The following is a 20,178-nucleotide window of genomic DNA, read 5'->3' as shown; positions in this document are numbered from 1 at the left end:
CACCAGTAGTATAGGAATCAATGGTAACTTCGCCGAGTGCGAGTTGGCGTTGTGCTTTGTTAAGCGCTTGTTGTAATTCGGTTTTCTTGTCGGAATCAGTCACGCTGTTTACGAGTTGTTGGGCGGTGTCGATGGCAGCTTGGTCGGTTGTGTTTTTGATAGTGCCTTTCGAATCGTTGTTGTCGAATAAGGCTTTGACTGTATTCTCGGCAGTTAATTGATTGGCGATTTCTGTATTTTTGGCGTCTAACAGGGCTTGAGCTTTTGCGATGTCCTGTTCTAAAGCGACTTTAATAGCCGAATCTGTGACTTGATTTACAAGTGTTTTTACGTTGTCGATGTCAGCTTGGTCTACGTCGTTCGCAAGATTTGTACGGTTGGTGTTGCTAAACAAGTTGTCGACGGATGTTTTTGCGCTGTTTTGAAGAGCAAGTTGTGTATCTAGCTGTGACTGTGCGTTATCTAATTCGGTTTGTAAAGCTGCTTTTTTTTCTGGATCTGTGACTGTATTGATCAGATTTTGGATGGTATCAATAGCTTCTTGGTTAGTTGTGTCTTTGATTGTTCCGCTTGGATTATTGTTATTGAATAACTCCTTTAAGCCATTTTCAGCGGCATCTTGGCGTGTTTTTTCGGCTGTTTGTATATTTAGTAGATTTTGAGCTTTGTCTAAGTCATCCAGAAGTGCTGCTTTTTTCGTAGGATTAGTAATTGCGTCTGCTAATTTTTTTGCGTCGTCAATTTCTTGCTGTGACGTTGTGTTTTGAAGCGTGTTATTGGTTGGATCATCCCCTGTGAATAGTTCTTTCACTGCTTTTTCAGCAGCATCTTCACGTGTTTTTTCGGCTGTAATTGCTTCATTACGAGCATTTAGTTGCGTTTGAGCTTCGTTTAATTGGCTTTGCAATTCTGCTCGTACGCTATCAGATAGTAGGGCATCCACTAGTAGTTTTGCGTCATCTATTGCTACTTGATCCGTGTTGTTGTATATAGTACCAGTCACTTCATTATCGATAAATAGGTTAGCTACACGATCCCGCGCTTCTTGGCTGGTAGCTTCATCTATTTCTTTCACAGAATAATTATTCATAGCAGCAAAATGATAGCCACTGTTTGTACCGAGGTTAAAGTAGGACATCTCTGCGGAAATAACTGTTTTATCGGACGTAGCTCTAAATTCAATAATTTCATCCTTATTTGTTACTGTTTCTGCTGAGGTTCCAGCTAGACTATACGAATTACTTTTGTATGTCACATTACTGGTGTGAGTCGCTACTCGTGCATTCATTTTGATGAGACTATTTTGTGGACTTGCAGTAAAATTGCCTGTGTTATAGAGCTTCGTGTCGTATTTAAACTGATATAATTTTCCAGGTTCTGTTTTGATAGTTGTTGCAATATACGCTATTTTTTGTGCAGTAACAGCTAGATCGCGTGTAGAGAAGCTAAATGGATTAGTTGCTGAAATTGCTTGAGTGGAATTGATATTTGTACGTAACCAGCTGTTATCATTATATAATGTCGGTGTTTTTGTAGAATCTGGGGCTGTTATAATGCTTGATTCACTGATTTGATAATCTTTGAATATATTATTGATTGTTGTAAAGTCTTGGCTGATAAGATTCGGTCCAATTGGAATGTTAGTATAGCTTCCCGTGGGCCCAATAACTGTGGGATTTTCCTCAGCAGCAACTGATAATACTTGAAATGGTGCAATTAAGCTCGCCCCTACTATAGATGTTAGTGCGATTGTACTCACTATTTTTTTTTTATTTTCATAAATAATAACCTCTTTCAAAATTTTTTTTTGCTGTTTTCGTTGTCTATATGGCTCTTGCTGATAACTCTATTTAATCATGGAAGGCGAAAGTTGTGTATTCACTCTTGTCAGTCTTGAGTGTCATTTTTAAAATAAAAAGTTGCTATAAGATTGCTGTTGCATTTATAATGAATCGCAGAAAGGAGGAATGATATGGAAAACTCTATTTTTAGAAAGGAGGAATGATATATGCAATGATTTTCAAGAAGGAAAGCTAACATGGAAAGAATATATATCATTTGAAGGAGGGTTTATCATGAATCATTTTTTTTCACAATTGGTTGCTGATAAAAAGATAAAACGCCAAATTAAATTGTTGACAGCTATTTATGAGGCTAACTATCCGATAACGCTGGATGAGATTGCAGAGGAGTTTGGAACTTCTAAACGGACGCTATTTCGAGATATGAAGGATTTAGAGTATATCTTGCCGGAAGATAATATTGTGGAGTTTAGTTCCGTTTCTGGTTACACTATTAATAATATGCATTTAATTGAGGATTTAGTTGTCCAAATCGCAGAACAATCACCACTGTATACGATTGTTAATAATGTGTATGATGAGATATTTTTAACTATTGATGAATGGGCTGATGAGTTATTTTTATCGACTTCAACGTTGTATCGCTATCTGGGTTACCTGAAAAAGATATTAAAGGACTTTAAATTGGATTTGACATTAACCCCTGTAGCAATTGTCGGCGATGAAGTTAACATTCGTCATTTTTATTTTCATTTTCTCTACAATACGAATGATATTTCTTCTATAAACAGGCCAACAGAGCAGGATAGAGATATCTTTCATCGATGGTATAGTACGTTTACAGGTAAGATGGATCATAAAAGAGAGGTACAACATCGGAGCGCTTTGTATTGGATTATGGTAATAAGGAAACGGTTGGAGCAGGGGCATACACTTGTATTAGAGGCACGTTTGAAGGAGTCTGTGAGACAGTTGTCAACGCATAAGTTCATGCCTGAATCGGGGCAAAGTTATTTTCCTGGCATTGAAGAACAATATATGACAGAAGATGAGTTCATGTATGGTAGCTTATTATCGCTGGACAACTACGTGTACGAGGAAGGCAAAACAGTTGATATAAAAGGCCTAATAGACAAAGAGAATCTAGAAGTGATTAATCGATTTTTAGTAGATGCTTTTAAGCAGCTAGGAAAGGAATTACCTGAACCAGAAATATTTTCTCTATACGCGGTATACTTGCGGAATATCTATTTCCTTACCCAGTTAACACCTCTTTTCCAACGAAATAGCACGGAGGTAAATAGACTTATTAAGCATAGGCATCCAGCTATGTATAGCAAGTGGTTAGAAATATTGACTAATGCTACGATTAAAAAAAAAGTTTGGGCTAAAATATGTAGAGGATATTGCGGTTAATTTCGCGATGTTTACCTATTTTTCACATCAAGGTAGAGCACAGAGAAAAAAACATGTTTTGTTTGCTTTTGATGGCAAGCATTCTTATCTGAATTATTTGAATGTTTTAGTAAGCAGTTTTGTAAGTTCAAATGTAGAGATAACTTTTCTTGTAAACCAGCACATCACAAATAAAGTAGCTAAGGAATTGGGAGTGGATATTGTGATATATAACTACAAGGAGGATGGTGAAAGGCTTGACTGCATTAAATACAGAACGGAACGCATGCCTACAGATCAAGATTGGGAAAAGATAAATAACCTTATTTTTGATATGGAGTAGGAACAATAGGAGCAAAGAAACGTCTGTTAAGCTACGTTTCTTTGCTTTTTTATACCTTTTTTCATGATTGACAGTCTCTAATGACAATTGTGATTGTCCTAACAAACTAGGAGATGGTTAAATAGAGTTAGCGATAAAGCAACAAGATGCTGCCGGTAAATTCACGAAATAGACATAAAATAGTGAAATTAGTAGTGTTTTTAAAAAAAAAAAGATAATTATAGCTGTTAGTATAAATTTTGGAGGTGAAGAAATGGAATTAGTGGAGCTTTATAACCGTGATACGATTGAACATGATTTTCATCCGCAAAAATTATTTAGGTTGTTGCTTGAAGATAGTAATTTTCCGATTCATAAGGAACGTATTGTATTTGGAAGAGGGGATAAGGTTGTTTTGGAATCAGCTCAAGTGGAATCACCATACGTATACGCTATAGAAAACGGTGTTGGAGCGCTTTATATAGGCAAGCAGATTATTGATTTTGTTGGGGAAGGAGATTTTATTGGTTTACACCATAGTCAAGAGATTCACAATACGCAAATGCGCGGTGAGGTTTTAACAGGAAAAATGATGGCTTGGCGTTTTTTGCTAAGTGATGTTATTGCAAAAATGATGAGTATTCAAGAAGGTTATTTGTACCATTACAACTATATGAGAATGATCTATGAACGTTACGCGATGAAAATTGTAAGTGGTACTGATACAAATCGACAGAAGATTGAAAACATGCTTCAAGTCATAATTGAGCGTTTTGGAACAGAGCGCATCGATAATTATGTGAAATTGCCAAGGTGTTTCACACGTGGGGTAATGGCGAATTATGTTGGGGTTAGTAATACCACTCTTAGTGCTGTATTAACACAGATGGCAAAAGAAGGGAAAATCATTTTTCAATCACGAAATATACTAGTATTAGATGACTTATTTTTCAGATGATTAGTTTGTTAACGTTTTTTAGAATAAATATGAGATGGAGATAAATATAGTTACTGTGACAGACATTACACTTGGAGGGATTAGAGTGTTCAAAAAATTATTAGCTATTGCGAGTATCGTTGTAGCATCCATGTCTATTACTGCCTGTACTGGGAATGAAATGCTTGAGAAAGCAGAGAGACCAAGTCATCAAATTCAAGAAAATGTGGATACAAAAGGCTTGGAGATAAATGTAGAGCAGGCAAGTTATACGGATGAACGAGATCGTGATATGCAGACAGTGAAGCAAGTTTTACGATTGAAAATAACGGTGAAAAATACATCGATTGAGGATCTATTCTTTGATAGTACGGCGCTTCGGGTGACGAACAATAAAGGTGAAGAGCTAGATATATATCCATTTGAAAACATGGGAGAAAGTATTGCACCAAAGGAAAAAATGACTGGATATGCCTACTTTAAATCAGACAATAAGGGCCCATATACGGTAGTTTATAAGCATCCGATTACAAAGGAACAATATGAATGGCAAGTGAGCCCTGAAAAATGATAGATAATGTTTGCGAGGTGTGACAAATGGTTTTGAAAAGAACGATAATTATTGGTGGCGGAGAGGCAGCTAGCTATGTTTTTCATGAGTTAACAAATAGAGCGGATGCAGAATATCAAATTATTGGACTACTAGATGATAATCTGCATGTAAAATTGGATAGGACGCCGAGGCTGGGAGGTTTAGATCAGCTAAAAGAAATAGTCAAAAAAGAGGCCATTACATGTGTATTGCTGGCAATCCCTTCACTGGAACATGCTAAGCGTGCACAAATATTGGACATATGTATCTCATTACAAATCGAGACGCAAGTTTTACCAGCATTGCAAGATATTTTTACTGGAAAGGAAAAAATTGCAATGCGCCCTGTTGCTTACCAAGATATTATTGAGCGTGATGAGTTTGAGTTGGACTATCAAGATGTGTTGAGGATGGCTAAAAATAAGACAATTTTAGTGACGGGTGCTGGTGGCTCGATAGGATCGGAGATTACACGCCAAATTATGCGTGGAAAGCCAGAAAAGTTAATTTTGCTTGGACATGGGGAGGCGAGCATTTACAATATTCACTGCGAACTAAGAAAGACGAATTCGAATGTGAAATTGGTTCCGTGTATTGCAGATATTCAAAATAAAGAACGACTAGAAGCAGTTTTTGAGGCTCATAATCCAGATATTGTTTACCATGCTGCAGCACATAAACATGTTCCGCTGATGGAAGAAAATAGCGCGGAGGCCATTGCGAATAATGCTCAAGGAACGTGGAATTTAGCAGAAGTTGCTGATGCACACAGTGTGGACAAGTTTGTCATGATTTCTACTGACAAAGCGGTGAAGCCAACAACTGTGATGGGCGCTGCAAAACGTATCGCTGAAAAAATTGTACAGCTATTCAACCAAACATCTGAAACGAACTTTTGTGTGGTCCGATTTGGGAATGTCCTTGGTAGTCGTGGTAGTGTGGTTCCACTATTTCATGGTCAGATTTGTAACGATGAGCCGGTGACGTTGACTCATCCGGATATGGAACGTTACTTTATGACGATTCCGGAAGCGAGTAAACTTGTAATTCAGGCAAGTATGCTGACATCAGGTGGTGAAATATTTGTCCTTGATATGGGTGATCCGATTAAGATTTTGGATGTTATTTATAAATTAATTGATTTGACCGGAAGACGACGTGAAACGGTTTCTATTAAATTTATTGGTATTCGTAAAGGTGAGAAAGTGCAGGAAGAATTGTTTGAAAATCATGAAAAAAAACCAACTCAAATTTTCGATAAAATTTTTGTTGGTGAAGGCAATCCGCATCCGGCCGAATTAGTTGGTATTCAGATACTGCTAGACAACTATATGAGTTTCACAGATGAGGAGCGCAAAAAGCGGTTATTCGAATTAGTAGAATTAGATTGGAGATATGAAAAAATATGACGTACACTCGATTGAAAACTAAAACAACAGTCAGTAACTACGACATTTTGACGAATAAAATTTTACAGAAAGAAGCGGTGATTGGCGTCATTGGTATGGGCTACGTCGGATTACCATTGGCAATGGAATTTGTTTCGGAAGGCTTTCAAGTAATAGGTGTGGATTTGGATGTTGGTAAGGTAGAAACCTTATCACGCGGGAAATCGCATATTATTGATATTCCAGAAGTAGTGATTGGTGAAGCATTGAAAAACCAACGTTTTCAGGCAACGGTAGATTATCAGAAACTTGCTAATGCAAATATCATCAGCATTTGTGTTCCAACGCCACTTACCAAATCTCATGAACCTGATATGAGTTACATTAACGACACTGTCTCTCGTTTAAAGTCGGTGATTCAGAAAGGAACATTACTTGTTTTGGAGAGCACGACATATCCGGGAACAACACGGGATCTGATTTATGCTGAATTTGAAAAAGAAGGCTGGACAACTGGTGAAGACTTATTCATCTGTTTTTCTCCAGAACGAATCGATCCAGGGAACAAACAATTTAAGCCTAGAGAAGTCCCGAAAGTAGTTGGTGGTATGACAAAAAAGTGCTCAGCGTTGGGTCAATTATATTACGAAAACGCGTTTGACACAGTCATTCCAGTATCCACACCGGAAATCGCTGAAATGACAAAGCTATTAGAAAACACCTTCCGTAGTATTAATATCGCGTTTATCAATGAAATGTCGTTGTTAGCAGAGCAACTTGGTATTGATTTATGGGAAGCAATTGATGCAGCAAAAACAAAACCATTTGGGTTCATGCCGTTTTACCCAGGGCCAGGTGTTGGTGGACATTGTATTCCTCTTGATCCGATGTACCTTTATTGGAAAGGCAAGGAAAAGAATTTCTTCAGTCGATTTATCGATTTAGCACAACAAGTAAATACATCAATGCCAAAACATGTAGTGGAAATCGTTGGGAAGTCACTTAACAAACAAGGAAAATCGCTTAGTCAGTCGCGCATTCTAATCGTTGGTATGGCATATAAGAGTGATATTGACGATGTGCGAGAATCCCCAGCATTACACGTATACGAGTATTTAAAAGAAGGTAATGCCAAGCTTACGGTACTTGATCCTTTTGTTCCTTCGTTTCGTGATGCTTCTGGTGATACTGTGTATACAGTATCAGAGATAGCAGATCTTGAAGCATATGATGGCGTGATTATCATGACAAAACATTCGACAATTAATTACGATCAGATTTTGGCGACAAGCCCTTGCATTATTGATACTAGAAATGTGTGGAAGGAACAGCATGCGCACGTGCACAAAATAGGGCAAGCATGAATAGAATGAGTAGAGGTGAACAAAGATGAGTGCAAAAACAATGGAGCTTGGTGTTACATTAAAGATTATTAAAAATAATCTGATATGGCTAATTGCCTTGCCATTGATAGCCATGACGATTGCGTTTGGTATTAGTAAATATTATATAGTACCGCAATATACTTCATCCGCGCAGATTTTTATTACGACGAATGTGGAATCTGGTTCGGAAAAAGAAACAACAGTATATTCAGAGCAATTAAAGACCAATATGCAGATGGCAAACACATTTAACACAATATTAAAAAGCTCACGAACGCTGGAAGCAGTTAGGTCAGAACTGAATCTAACTGAATCAAATGACGCTTTGGCAAAAAAAAATAAGTATCCAATCAGATAAGGATTCCCTCGTTTTTACGGTATCGGTAGAAGATGCAAACCCTAAAAGAGCGCAAGAAATCGTAAATAAGATTACAGAGACCTATCAAAAAGACCTACCAAAGCTTGTTTCTAATAATAAAGTCATTATATTAGAGCCGGCAAATCTTCCGTTAGAACCAACATCCCCCAATATTATTATCAACACGATGATTGCCTTTGTTCTTGGAATTATTGGCAATATCCTCTTAGTCTCACTTATTTATCTTTTCCGCAATGTCATTGAAGGAGAATCCGATTTAGAAGAGCTATCACTGAAATTTATTGGTGATATCCCGCTTATTAAATAACGTAGAAAGGAGATTAGTATGAAGACATATCGCGATTTTGAGCAGAGTAAAGAAATCCAGTTTTATAAAGAAAAATTTCAAAGTATCCAGACAAGTCTACAATTCATGTTGCAAAAACAAGGTATCCGTAATTTTATGGTGACTTCGGCGAATATGAGTGAGGGCAAAAGCTTCATGAGTGCCAATATTGCTTGTATTTTCGCCGAAAAAGGGAATAAAACGCTACTAATTGATGCAGATTTCCATAGGCCATCTTTGCGTAAATATATGCAAATTTCGGAAAATATAGGATTAATAGATCGCTTGATGGGTGAAAAAACATTGATGGAATGTACCCAAGAAACGCATCAGCCGAATTTGAGGTTAATGCCAACAGGAATTGCACCGCTAAATCCGAGTGAATGGGTAGATTCATTAGAAATGAAGCAGCTTATTGAAGAGGCGAAACAACAATTTGATTACGTAATTATTGATGCCCCACCACTTTTGCCAATTACAGATAGCCGGATTCTTAGTTCATTATGTGATGGTGTACTTTTTGTCACTTTTGCTAAACGGACGAAGCGTAGCGATATTAAGCAGGCGATGCGATACCTGGATATTTCTGACGCGCATGTTATTGGCAGTGTAGTGAATGGTGTGCCGGCATCTAAAAATGATATGAAAGGTTATCACTACAAATACTGAGGTGGAGATCGTGAATAAAGCAGTAACTTTAAAAGTGATCTTTGTACTGATTTTCTTGGCATTACTTTCTGTAGGAACGCTGTATAAAGAAGTATTGGTTCTCCCGTTCTTTATCGCTATCGTGGTGTTTAGTTTCTTTTTCACACTGAAACAATTAGCAGAAATGACTTGGATAATTCTCGTTGTCGCCTCCTTCTTCGGCTCAATTCTCTCTATTCCAGGTTATGAGAGCTTGTTCTTGTATCGAATTTTACTGCCAGTTCAAGTGCTATTATTACTGCTAACTTGGAAAGATTGGTCCTGGCTCAATCGACGTGTGCGAACCTTGTTACTTCTACTCATCGGTTGGCTTATTGCAGCGGCAATAACTCTCATTTGGGCGAAATATCCAGTAGCAGGATTCCGAAATTTATATTACATCATCGAAGCGATTTACCTTATCGGAACTGGAATTTACTATTTAGATAGCAAAAAGAAACTAGAACGATTGGCGTTACTTCTGTGCGGTGTGATTATCATCAACATCAGTATCGCTATGTATGAGATAACAACTGGGCTTCACTTGAAAAAATCAGCGCTGAATGGTGCGATTGGCAATGTCCAATTTTTGCCTAGTGGAACATTTTTTAATCCGAATGACCTCGCATCTTTCCTGGTGATATTCCTGCCCTTCGTCCTCGTGTACATGCAATCTGAGACAGTTTTTGGAAAAATAATGAAAATCTCTCTCTCAGTCATGTCCGTTTATATTATCATCGCGACACAATCCCGTATTGCCCTTGTTTTAATCGTAGGTATCTTGTTTCTCCTCCTTGTGAAGAAATCGTGGAAATGGGGAGTGCTGATTGTACTCTCCATCCCACTTATCATACAGCTACCAGCGATGCAACAAATCACAGAACAGGTCAATCAAACCTACACACAAAAAGACACCTCTACTGATTTGCGACTCGAGATTACGAACTACACGTGGCAGACGATTCAAGATACGCATTTTATTGGACTTGGCCCTGGAAACGTACAAATGGCATTAGCGCAATATTTTCCAGCCGATGAGCAAAATGGAGAAGGAGGCGTATCCGTGCATAATTTCTTGCTAGAAGTTTTAGCTAATTACGGCTTGCTATCCGCGTTGTTCCTTTTCTTATTCCTGTACTTCGTGTGGCAATTCAGCTTCCGATTATGGTACGAGAACAAAGGAAAAGAATCTTGGTATGCGTTGCCCCTGCTCATTAGCATCGCCTTTCCATTCATTTCTTTCGCATCGAGCACAACACTTGAAAAAAGCTATGTATGGATCAGCTTTGGCATTATCCTGGCGATATTAAACCATTACTTTAAACGAACGGAGCTTGAAAATGAAAAAAATAATACTTTTAATAAGTAGTCTATTTGTAGTAAGTATGCTTGTTTCTTGTCAGCAAGCCGAAGAGCCGAAACAAACTGCAGTGAAACAGATGCAACATGCTTTTCCAAAAGATGAGGCAGCGGTTGTCACGAGTTTGAAAATTCAAATGTTGTCTATAAAAGATGCTAGCAAAAATATCCCCAAAGGTGAGGAGTTAAAAGATAAAAAACTTATGAAAGTAGAAATGAAAATTGGGAATATGACAGAGTATAATATCCCGATGGCGGCGAGTTTTTTCAAAGCATTGGATTCAAGCGGAAAATATCAACTAAACTATCCAATGGTAGACGAGCTTGGTGAGACAATTTCTGGGGATAAGGTAGTTCATGGTGCTGTATATTTTGCCATTCCAAAGGATCGCGTCATTGAGAAAATCGTCTATGAAGATCCAAAGAGAGATGCGTTTTATGAGTGGGCGGTGGCAAAATAATGATGGAGAAACTGAATGTATTAATGGTGTCTGATGATTTCTATCCAAGTGTTGGAGGAATTGCTGCTCATGTACTAGAAATTAGCCGAGCCATCAGTGCTTTAGGGCATAATGTTGTGCTGCTTACAAAAATATATGACCCGGAGAATGAATTGCCAGAAGAAGTGTATGTTGGTAATGTTCGTGTCGTGCGGGTGAAAGTAAGCAATAGACGCAAAATTCGAGCGCTAGAATTCATGTATAAAGGCAGGCGTAAAATAAAACAATTGCTGGAAGAAGACGTATTTCAAGTGATTCATTGGCATAAACTTATCGCTGATTCGGTCATCACGAAAATCCCGTTCGATGGTGTGAAGATTTTTACAAACCATTCCTCTACTTTTCTGAATTGGTATGCGCAAAAGAAGTTTATGCGTTGTCGTGTGTTGCTCGGACACATGGATGGCGTTATCGCACCGAGTTCTGAGTTAACGAGTAAGGTTGCGACGGTTTTGCCAAAGAAACCAGCTCAGAACATTTCAAATGGTGTGGATGTCTCTAAGTTTTATCCAGATAAAATGATGCGCCGTGTGATGCGCTTGAAGCTAGGATACGAGACTTCGGATAAGGTTGTGATGATTGCGAGGCGACTGGAAGAAAAGAATGGCGTCCTGTACTTTACGAAAGCTATTCCGAAGATGCTGGCAAACAACGCGATGATTCGAATCTTGATTGTTGGGAGTGGAAGTCAGGAAGCGGCAATCCGTACTTTCATTGAAGAAAATGATTTGGAAGAGCGTGTGACAATCGTGACGGGTGTGCTGAATCCAGAAATGCCATATTATTTTAATGCATCGGATGTTGTCGTGTTGCCATCCTTGATGGAGGCGACAAGTATCGCCGGCTTAGAAGCGATGGCGTGTGGGAAACCACTTGTTGGAACAAGTGTGGGCGGGATTCCTGAGATTATATCTCCTCGCGAAACGGGCTTGCTCGTACCTGCGAAATCTATTGAATCATTGGCGAACGGCGTTTTGGAAATGTTAGCTGATGAAAAGCAACTCCTCGAAATGGGGGATAGAGCTCTGAAAGATATTCATGATAATTTCGCTTGGCAAGAAATTGCAAAAAAAACAGTAGCGTTTTATAAACAGAACTTAGATGCCTAAAAAAGCTAGAAAAGGTGATTTACGAGTGATTCCCAAATTAATGAAACCATTCATGTTGATGATACTACTGACGATTGCCACTCAATTTTTCGGCTTGATAAAAAATATATTTATCGCAAAAATTTTCGGGGTGGGTGCGGAAGTAGACGCTTATAATTTAGCGAATACGTATACGGTATCGATTACGAACTTAGCTATACCAGCGATTATCATTGTACTCATCCCGTTTTTTACAAAGCGCGGAGATACTGTGGTTGAACGCGCAGCAATCAATACGTATGTCAGTGTCTTGCTGCTAGGAATTATAGCGGCGGTAGGGCTAGGTATTGGTAGTTTGTTTTGGATATTGAAGCATCAGTCAGGCTTATCGGAAACACTAACATTAACCTTGTTGATTATTATGATTTTGAGTGTTGCTCAAATTTATCGCGTCTTGACTGCTGTTTTAACCGCATTCCGGCAAGTAGAGAATGATTTTTTTAACTGCAAAAATAGCGACGTTATGTAGCACGATTTTCAGCGGCATTTATATCGTTGTGGCGCAACAACCTTCTATTTTATTAGTCAGCTTATTTTTGACTATTTCATTTATTCTCGAAGCAGGCATCTTGCTTGTTCGAAACCGTGGCTTTGGATTTCGTATCCAGTTTAAATGGGGAAATCAAATTTTTCACAAATTAATACGCCAAACTGGGCCAGTTGTTTTTAACTCGATTGTGTTTCAAGTTTCGCTACTTTTCTCAACAACGCTGGCTAGTCTTCTAGGCCAAGGTTACGTTGCAACATTAGGCTATGCAAATCAGATTTTAAGCATTATTCAGGCGCTTGTTCTTGTTAATATTTTAACCCTCGTGTACCCTTCAATGACACGCATGTTTGCTAAAAAAATTACTGCTGGAAAAGAATTATTTATCAAATATGTCACTGTTACGAATATACTTGTTATCCCATTGGTCGTTGGGATTACGGTTATCGGTGACCTGTTCACGGCACTGCTTTTTGAAAGAGGTGCATTTACCTCAGCAGATACGCAACAAGTGACTTTATTTATGACCATGCTGGGTATTGGCTTACCAGGATTAGTGCTCCGAGATTTCATTTACCGGGTTTACTTCTGTTTAGATGATACAAAAACACCATCCCGAATTTCTGTTTTCACAATACTCGCTAATGTATTGTTACTCCTTATTTTAACTCCTATTTTTAATATCTACGCGGTACTTCTTATCCCAGGATTTATGAACTTTGTATCTGCTTGGTTTGCTTATCGATTACTCGAAAAACGAATTGGGCGAATGGATGCGCGACATAAGTTGGCCAAACAACAACTGATTATTCTTGTCAATGCAGGCGTGATGGGAGCTGTACTCTACTATTTAAAAGCGCAAATTAGCTTGTCCCCAATTGTATCTTTCTTACTGCTTGTTGTAGTTGGAATAGTGATATATAGCGCACTTGTCGCCCTCACGCAAAGACGTTTTATCCAAACTTTAAAAACGGAAGGAGCAAGCAAATGATGAAAAAAGTGCTAATAATGAGCTCGGTTCATCCTTGGAATGATACGCGTGTTTTTCATAAGGAGGCTGTGAGTTTGGCTAATTTAGGCTATGATGTAACGCTCTATGCAACATCCAGTAATCATGTCTATGAAAACAACATTCCAAATTTGCGTGTGATTACATTTACGCCGAAAAGCATGATGAAGCGGTGGCAAATATGGTTTAAATTCTATTCCATTGCTAGCCAGTCTGATGCTCAAATCATTCATCTACATGATCCAGAACTACTACCACTGGGCTATTTTCTGCAGAGAATGCATCGTAAAAAAGTGATTTTTGATATGCATGAAGATTTCCCAGCAGTATTGAAAACGAAAAAAATCGGTAAGTTAAGCATGCCAAAGTGGCTGATACGAATCATTTATTCCGCTGAAAAGAAGATGCTTCAAAACATGAGTGCAGTAGTTTATGCAGAGAAATATTATAAAGAAAACTATGAGGTATTGACGACAAAACAAGTGGATATTTACAATTATCCCTTTTTACAGGAGGCTTTTGAAATAGCGAAATATGAAATGCCAACATTGATTTATGCGGGAGCTATTCATGAAATACGTGGTTTTAAGGAGATGCTTGCCGTCGCGCAACTTTTGAAAAAGGCAAACTATCAATTTCAGTTGCTTATTATAGGAAAAGTGCCGGAGCGATTGGAAGTTTACGCAGAGGAGTTCCTGATTGAGGACGATTTGGTGAACGAGGTGAAGCTGGTTGGTCGCTTAGATTTACGTGAGTTAACGACGTATTATGCGAGATCCCACATTGGTTTGGCACTACTTCACCCTGAAGCGAACTATTTACGCTCATTACCAACGAAAGTGTTTGAATATATGTCGGCTTCTTTACCGTATGTGCTTTCCAATTTCAAGTCATATGAGCGCTTGGCGGAGGAAACGAAGAGTGGCTATGCGGTTAATCCATTGTCTCCAAACGAAATCGTGGCACAGATAAAGATGCTACTAGATGAACCAAAAAAGCAAATGGAACTCGGCTCGAATGGTTATAAACAACATGTGGCCAACTTCAATTGGTCAATCGAGGAGCGTAAATTAAGTGAATTATATGACGAAATTTAAAGGAGTTAGTTACTTTGAAAATACTATATATACACCAGCATTTCCAAAAAGAAAAGGGTGCGACACGATCTTACGAGTTTTCAAAATATTTCTTAAAACAAGGTCATAACGTCACGCTTATAACTGGAACTGGAACGAGTGAAACGACGGCAGAAGGACTCGAAGTCATTTCTACCGCAACGAAATATAATCAAAAAATGAGCAAATGGCGCCGAATTCAGGCTTTTGGCCAATTTATGACTGGTAGCTTCAAACAAGGCATGAAACAAAAAAGTATTGATGTGATCTATGCAACATCAACGCCGATCACGGTAGGTTTAGTTGGATTAGCGCTCAGCAAAATAAAGCGTGTACCATTCGTATTCGAAGTCCGCGATGTTTGGCCAGATATACCAGTGGAACTGGGTTATTTGAAAAATCGCTTTTTGATTGGAATGCTGTCTTATTTAGAGAAGCAGTTGTATAAACATGCAGCATATATTGTGGCATTATCGCCCGCAATGAAGGAAAATATCGTTGCGAAAGGTGTGAGCAGTGAGAAAGTGCACGTTGTGGAAAATCTCGCAAATAATGAAGCAATGGATCGAATTACCGCGAAAATACCAACTTATCTCGATGTGGAATCATGGATGAAGAATCGTTTCGTTGTCGTACATCCAGGCACGATGGGTGAGGTAAACGGATTGAAACACTTGGTGAATGTCGCCAGTGCAATGAAAGATAAATCGCATATTGGTTTTTTACTCATCGGTGAAGGTTCGGAAAAAGCGGCATTACAACAACAGGTCGCGGAACAAGGACTGGAAAATGTGCTAGTTCTAGATGAAATGCCGAAAAAAGAAGTGCAAAGTTTCGTTAAATGTTGTGATTTGGGAGCGATGACAGTGAAGGATGCTCGAATTCTTTGGGATAACAGCGCTAATAAATTTTTTCGACTTTTTAGCAGCGGGGTTACCAGTGATATTGAATTATCAAGGTTGGCAGCATGATGTCTTAGTGAAAAGTGGCGCTGGCAAAGGATTTCTATATGCAGACCAGGCAGGATATTGTCGATTTATTGAAGAGTTGGCAGAGGACAAGGCGCGGTATATCAAAGCGCAGAAATCAAGTAAGCGACTAAGTGAAAATTATGATGCCGAGCGTTTGGCAGGTCGTGTACATGATATTTTGGTGAAAGGAGTCGCTAGAAATGAAGCGTTGTATTGATGTTATTGTTGCGTTTAGTATGGGAATTATCGCAGTATTGCCAGTTTTAGGTTGTGCGATTATATTTTATCTTTTATATAAAGAAGCGCCGTTTTATGTAAGTGAGCGTGCTGGGAAGAATCAGAAAGCTTTTCGAATTTATAAATTGAAATCGATGCGTCAATTGTTTGCGTCGTCAGGAGAATCGTTACCAGATGAAGCGCGATTAACCTCGTTTGGGATGTTTTTGAGAAAGTACAGTCTAGATGAGTTACCACAATTATGGAATGTGTTAAAAGGTGATATGAGTCTGATTGGGCCACGGCCGCTCCCAATGGAGTACAACGATTTGTATAGCGAGGAACAACGCAAACGAAATGACATGAAGCCTGGAATCACAGGTTTGGCACAAGTGAATGGACGCAATGCAATCAGTTGGGAGGAAAAGTTTGCATGGGATATTTATTATGTTGATCATTATTCAGCTAAACTGGATGTGAAAATTTTTATCAAAACTATCGGTAAAGTACTTGGTAGCGCGGATATAAGTCAAGATAATCATGTTACCGCAGAAAAATTTCAAGGGACAATAGGCGAGACGCAGGTAGAGTGAGCCATGTATAAAATTAATGAAGAAAGAGGTTGAAACTGATGAATAAAGCCATTTTACTATCAACTCCACATATGAGCGGCAAGGAACAGGACTATATTCGAGAAGCATTTGACACGAATTGGATTGCGCCACTAGGAATTAATGTTACAGAATTTGAACAGCAAATTAAACAGTACACTGGGGCTAAAGCGGTTTGCGCGACCAGTTCTGGAACAGCTTCGATTCACTTAGCGTTGCGTTTATTGGAAGTAGGATACGGAGATATGGTTTTCTGTTCTGCCTTCACGTTTATAGCTAGTGCAAACCCTATTAAATATTTAGGTGCTGATGTAACTTTCATCGATTCAGAGCCAGAAACTTGGAATATGTCACCTCAAGCATTAGAACGCGCGTTAGCAGATGCGAAAAAAGAACAATGCTTACCGAAAGCGGTGATTATCGTACATCTATATGGACAAAGTGCAAAAATGGATGAACTAGTCACTATTTGTGAAAGCTACGGTGTTCCAATCATTGAGGATGCAGCAGAGTCACTAGGTTCTACTTATAAGGGGCAACAAACAGGGACATTTGGAGACTTTGGTATTTTCTCCTTTAATGGCAACAAAATTATTACAACATCTGGTGGCGGTGCGCTGGTAGCTAAAGATCCCGCGATGATTGAAAAAGCAATTTTTTTAGCTACACAAGCAAAAGAAGAAGCGCTTCATTATCAACATGAGAAAATCGGTTATAACTACCGAATGAGCAATATTTTAGCAGGGATTGGACGCGCGCAAATGGAAGTTTTGGATAATCGTATTGCGGCAAGACAAGCAAATTTTCGTTTCTATACAGAAAAGTGTCAACATTTGCAAGAAGTAAGTATGATGCCGGAATTTCCTAACTCGGTATCGAATCATTGGCTCAGTGCTATCAGATTAGATGTAACAAAAACGGGGATGACACCATACGATGTGATGGAAAGAATGCAAGCATACAATATTGAAACTCGCGTCTTGTGGAAACCGCTACATTTGCAACCAGTTTTTGAAACAATGTCATTTTATAAACATGAGCAAGGAGAAGAGGCTGTTTGTGAACGGTTGTTCCGCGAAGGATTGTGTTTACCATCAGGATCGAACTTGACGCAGACCGAATTAGAATATGTCAGTGCAGCTTTAGAGAACATTTTCAAGGAGAATGAACAAAGCGAGAAAAGTAAAGGAGGTGATGGCAAGGCTAATTTAGTTGAAACGGGGACTATGGCACTGCTTTAAAACATCAATGCGCAAGGGGCAGGAAATTTTTTGTTGAAGGGGGGCACAGTGATTTTTAGATAAGAGAAGTGTCTAAAATAGAAAGATAGGCATAGATAACTCAGGTAAAAATACAAAACTGTGGGGGAATTGAAATTGAAGAAATGGATATATTGCTTAATGATGCTCGTTCTTTTCATGAATACTATTTTTTTTCGCAACGGCAAATGCTAGTGGGGCAACAACGAATAATAGCGTGCGGGCAACTGGGAATTTCAATATTGATTTAATGGTATATGATGCACCAATTATTAGCTCTGGAAAAGTGAATTTACGCGTGACATTAAGCGCGGATGCAGATACTGTTCAAGATGATGGAGAATTGATTTCGGTAGTGATTCCGAAAGAAGTATACATCGCAGGCACGTTAACAAACATTAATTCGACGGCTTTCACAATCGATCACGTGGACAAATCGCCAGCATCGATGCCAGACAGCATAATTGTGTATGTAAAACCAGTTAGTAGCTTTAACGTTGGTGCAGCTTGGTCGGCTTCATTTACAATCTCTTTCCAAGCACCGATTATCCGCACCAATACGACTTTGCAAGCAGATCAAACATTCACAGCGAACTATCGAGGCAAAACGGACACTGAAATTGTGCCGATTTCGATGCAACCAATTGGAACACCTGTCCCCTTTGAGAAATGGTGGAAAGGAACAGTAGATAAAAATGGTATTGCTTTGATTCATGCCACGGATAGTAGTTTTAATACAGTTCATTTGGCGATGAATGTGCAAACGCATTTGAATCTGCATGATGTCGTCGTTACCGATGAAGTGCCACAAGGCTTAGAAATTGATCCCAACGCGCCCGTTACAAAAGGTATTGATGCAACAGATAGCAGTTCCGTCGATGGTATTCGGATTATTTCAACTCATCCAGATGGCTCACGAGAATACGTCACAGCTCAATATGCTGATAAAATCAACTACGATCCAGTCACCCAACAACTAACATTTAGCGTCGATCAGTTAGATCCGGATGAAATGCTTCTTGTCGAATATAAAGTAAAAGTAACACATGTCTATGATCAATATAAAGGCCCAGCAAATATGACAAGTCAAGAAGTTACGAAAACAGCGAGTCTCACGTACCGACTAGATGGTGATGAGAATTTTAATAAAGTATTGAAAAAAACAGTGGACGAAACAGTTATTACAGCAAAAAATCCAATCATCCATTATTCTCTAGAATTAGGCGCGATAACTGGAACGATTAAAGCTGGCCAAACATTTACCGATAAATTGGATAGCCGTCTTGATTACAGCGGTATCATAAGTGACGATTCAGGTGCATTTGACATTGTAGAACAAAACAATGAGCTAACGATAGTTGTCAAAAAAGATATTCCAATCGGTAGTTCAGCTACAGCCAAATTTAGCGTCGATGCAACACGTTTAGCGATTGGAGATAGTGTTCATAACACAGGAGCGATTTTGCTAAATGGCGAATATTACGATTCCAATACGGTTACTACGAAGAAAATCAGCGGTGATGTCCTTATTACAAAGCAAGATGCAACTGATTCTACACAAAAACTAGCTGGCACATCATTTGAATTACAGAACCAAAACGGAGATGTAGTAGAGACTGGTGTGACGGATGCAAACGGCGAATGGCTAATCGAAGGTTTAGTACCTGGGGATTATCAGCTTATCGAAACAAATGCAAGCCAAGGTTACACGCTGGATTCGATGCCAATTCCAGTCACAATTACGAACAACAGTCTGAGTACACTAAACATCACAGTTGAAAATAAAAAAATAGTACCAAGTACACTTGAAATTACAAAAGTGGACAAAGATACTGGCGCATTTCTAGCTGATGCAACCTTCCGTTTAGAGAGCTCCGATGGCTCTTTTGTTGAAGGGACAACAGATAGCGATGGAAAACTATATTTCATTGGGTTGCTGCCCGGTAAATATTTATTGGAAGAAACAGTGGCACCAGCTAACTATCTGTTAGACACGACGATTCATAAAGTAGAGGTAGTTAGCGAAGGAAGCAACATACAATTAACTGTCGAAAATAGTAAGATTCCAGTAATACCACCAATTTTCAACGATCCAATCGATCCGGTTGACCCTAATGCCCCAAGTAATCCAGATGACCCTGCTAAAACGCCAGAGAATCCTATTACAATACCAGAAAAACAAGTAAAAACACCTAACAAGCCAATAAATCCGATTTCGCAAAAAGCACCATGTATTGTGCCAATCTCCCAATCAAATAGTAACGTAAAACAGGAAAAAATGGTACAAAAAA

21 protein-coding genes are annotated in these 20,178 nt (G+C 38.8%); 20 read left to right on the top strand and 1 reads right to left on the bottom strand.

Annotated elements, in window-relative coordinates:
• On the bottom strand, positions 1–1,798 hold a 1,798-nt coding region (locus tag PROCOU_RS16715; protein WP_244266305.1), incomplete at its 3' end, for a toxin Cry1Ac domain D-VI-related protein.
• A 277-nt stretch (positions 1,799–2,075) separates the two neighbouring features.
• Here PROCOU_RS16715 and PROCOU_RS11825 point away from each other — a divergent pair.
• The 20 genes from PROCOU_RS11825 to PROCOU_RS16705 all read left to right on the top strand — a co-directional run.
• Positions 2,076–3,218, top strand: a complete 1,143-nt coding sequence (locus PROCOU_RS11825) for an AcpB/EbpR/MafR family transcriptional regulator (protein ID WP_159101224.1) — start codon at positions 2,076–2,078, stop codon at positions 3,216–3,218.
• Positions 3,163–3,540: a hypothetical protein gene (locus PROCOU_RS11820; protein ID WP_036072659.1), complete on the top strand. Its 378-nt coding sequence runs from the start codon at positions 3,163–3,165 to the stop codon at positions 3,538–3,540. The genes PROCOU_RS11825 and PROCOU_RS11820 overlap by 56 nt, the downstream gene beginning before the upstream one ends.
• 253 nt (positions 3,541–3,793) lie before the next feature.
• Positions 3,794–4,477, top strand: coding sequence for a Crp/Fnr family transcriptional regulator (locus PROCOU_RS11815; RefSeq protein ID WP_036072658.1), 684 nt, complete (start codon positions 3,794–3,796; stop codon positions 4,475–4,477).
• Positions 4,478–4,562: 85 nt separating this feature from the next.
• Positions 4,563–5,027, top strand: a complete 465-nt coding sequence (locus tag PROCOU_RS11810; RefSeq protein ID WP_036072657.1) for a DUF4352 domain-containing protein — start codon at positions 4,563–4,565, stop codon at positions 5,025–5,027.
• Positions 5,028–5,053: 26 nt separating this feature from the next.
• Positions 5,054–6,457 carry a polysaccharide biosynthesis protein gene (locus PROCOU_RS11805; RefSeq protein ID WP_051994383.1) on the top strand — a complete coding sequence of 468 codons (1,404 nt, stop codon included), beginning with the start codon at positions 5,054–5,056 and terminating at the stop codon, positions 6,455–6,457.
• Entirely contained in the window at positions 6,454–7,800 is a 1,347-nt protein-coding gene (locus tag PROCOU_RS11800; RefSeq protein WP_077913434.1) for a nucleotide sugar dehydrogenase, read from the top strand. Before PROCOU_RS11805 ends, PROCOU_RS11800 begins: the two co-directional genes overlap by 4 nt.
• Positions 7,801–7,825: 25 nt before the next feature.
• Entirely contained in the window at positions 7,826–8,179 is a 354-nt protein-coding gene (locus PROCOU_RS11795; RefSeq protein WP_036072655.1) for a Wzz/FepE/Etk N-terminal domain-containing protein, read from the top strand.
• Positions 8,139–8,507, top strand: a complete 369-nt coding sequence (locus PROCOU_RS11790; RefSeq protein WP_036072654.1) for a YveK family protein — start codon at positions 8,139–8,141, stop codon at positions 8,505–8,507. Before PROCOU_RS11795 ends, PROCOU_RS11790 begins: the two co-directional genes overlap by 41 nt.
• 18 nt (positions 8,508–8,525) lie before the next feature.
• The gene (locus tag PROCOU_RS11785; protein ID WP_051994382.1) at positions 8,526–9,194 is read left to right on the top strand and encodes a CpsD/CapB family tyrosine-protein kinase; all 669 of its coding nucleotides are present in this window, start codon (positions 8,526–8,528) and stop codon (positions 9,192–9,194) included.
• A gap of 10 nt (positions 9,195–9,204) precedes the next feature.
• On the top strand, positions 9,205–10,581 hold the full coding sequence (locus tag PROCOU_RS11780; protein WP_036072653.1) for an O-antigen ligase family protein: 1,377 nt from the start codon (positions 9,205–9,207) through the stop codon (positions 10,579–10,581).
• Positions 10,553–11,032: a hypothetical protein gene (locus PROCOU_RS11775; RefSeq protein WP_036072651.1), complete on the top strand. Its 480-nt coding sequence runs from the start codon at positions 10,553–10,555 to the stop codon at positions 11,030–11,032. Before PROCOU_RS11780 ends, PROCOU_RS11775 begins: the two co-directional genes overlap by 29 nt.
• Positions 11,032–12,180: a glycosyltransferase family 4 protein gene (locus tag PROCOU_RS11770; RefSeq protein ID WP_036072650.1), complete on the top strand. Its 1,149-nt coding sequence runs from the start codon at positions 11,032–11,034 to the stop codon at positions 12,178–12,180. The genes PROCOU_RS11775 and PROCOU_RS11770 overlap by 1 nt, the downstream gene beginning before the upstream one ends.
• Before the next feature lie 25 nt (positions 12,181–12,205).
• Complete coding sequence (locus PROCOU_RS11765; protein ID WP_149023668.1) at positions 12,206–12,688, top strand: MATE family efflux transporter; 483 nt, start codon at positions 12,206–12,208, stop codon at positions 12,686–12,688.
• Entirely contained in the window at positions 12,651–13,697 is a 1,047-nt protein-coding gene (gene murJ, locus PROCOU_RS11760; RefSeq protein WP_036072647.1) for a murein biosynthesis integral membrane protein MurJ, read from the top strand. The genes PROCOU_RS11765 and murJ overlap by 38 nt, the downstream gene beginning before the upstream one ends.
• Positions 13,694–14,812, top strand: a complete 1,119-nt coding sequence (locus PROCOU_RS11755; RefSeq protein WP_051994381.1) for a glycosyltransferase family 4 protein — start codon at positions 13,694–13,696, stop codon at positions 14,810–14,812. The genes murJ and PROCOU_RS11755 overlap by 4 nt, the downstream gene beginning before the upstream one ends.
• Before the next feature lie 14 nt (positions 14,813–14,826).
• Positions 14,827–15,801: a glycosyltransferase family 4 protein gene (locus tag PROCOU_RS11750; protein WP_051994380.1), complete on the top strand. Its 975-nt coding sequence runs from the start codon at positions 14,827–14,829 to the stop codon at positions 15,799–15,801.
• Positions 15,770–16,018: a hypothetical protein gene (locus PROCOU_RS16710; protein WP_051994379.1), complete on the top strand. Its 249-nt coding sequence runs from the start codon at positions 15,770–15,772 to the stop codon at positions 16,016–16,018. Before PROCOU_RS11750 ends, PROCOU_RS16710 begins: the two co-directional genes overlap by 32 nt.
• Positions 16,002–16,610, top strand: coding sequence for a sugar transferase (locus tag PROCOU_RS11745; RefSeq protein ID WP_036072646.1), 609 nt, complete (start codon positions 16,002–16,004; stop codon positions 16,608–16,610). The genes PROCOU_RS16710 and PROCOU_RS11745 overlap by 17 nt, the downstream gene beginning before the upstream one ends.
• A gap of 38 nt (positions 16,611–16,648) precedes the next feature.
• The gene (locus tag PROCOU_RS11740) at positions 16,649–17,869 is read left to right on the top strand and encodes a DegT/DnrJ/EryC1/StrS family aminotransferase (RefSeq protein ID WP_077913433.1); all 1,221 of its coding nucleotides are present in this window, start codon (positions 16,649–16,651) and stop codon (positions 17,867–17,869) included.
• A 235-nt stretch (positions 17,870–18,104) separates the two neighbouring features.
• Positions 18,105–20,178 (top strand): MSCRAMM family protein (locus PROCOU_RS16705; RefSeq protein WP_051994378.1); only part of this gene is annotated, 2,074 nt, incomplete at its 3' end.

The sequence above is a fragment of the Listeria rocourtiae FSL F6-920 genome (genome assembly GCF_000525975.1).
GTDB lineage: Bacteria > Bacillota > Bacilli > Lactobacillales > Listeriaceae > Listeria_A > Listeria_A rocourtiae.
The sequence above is the reverse complement of the archived record's forward strand: the minus strand, read 5'-3'. Positions and strand labels throughout refer to the sequence as shown.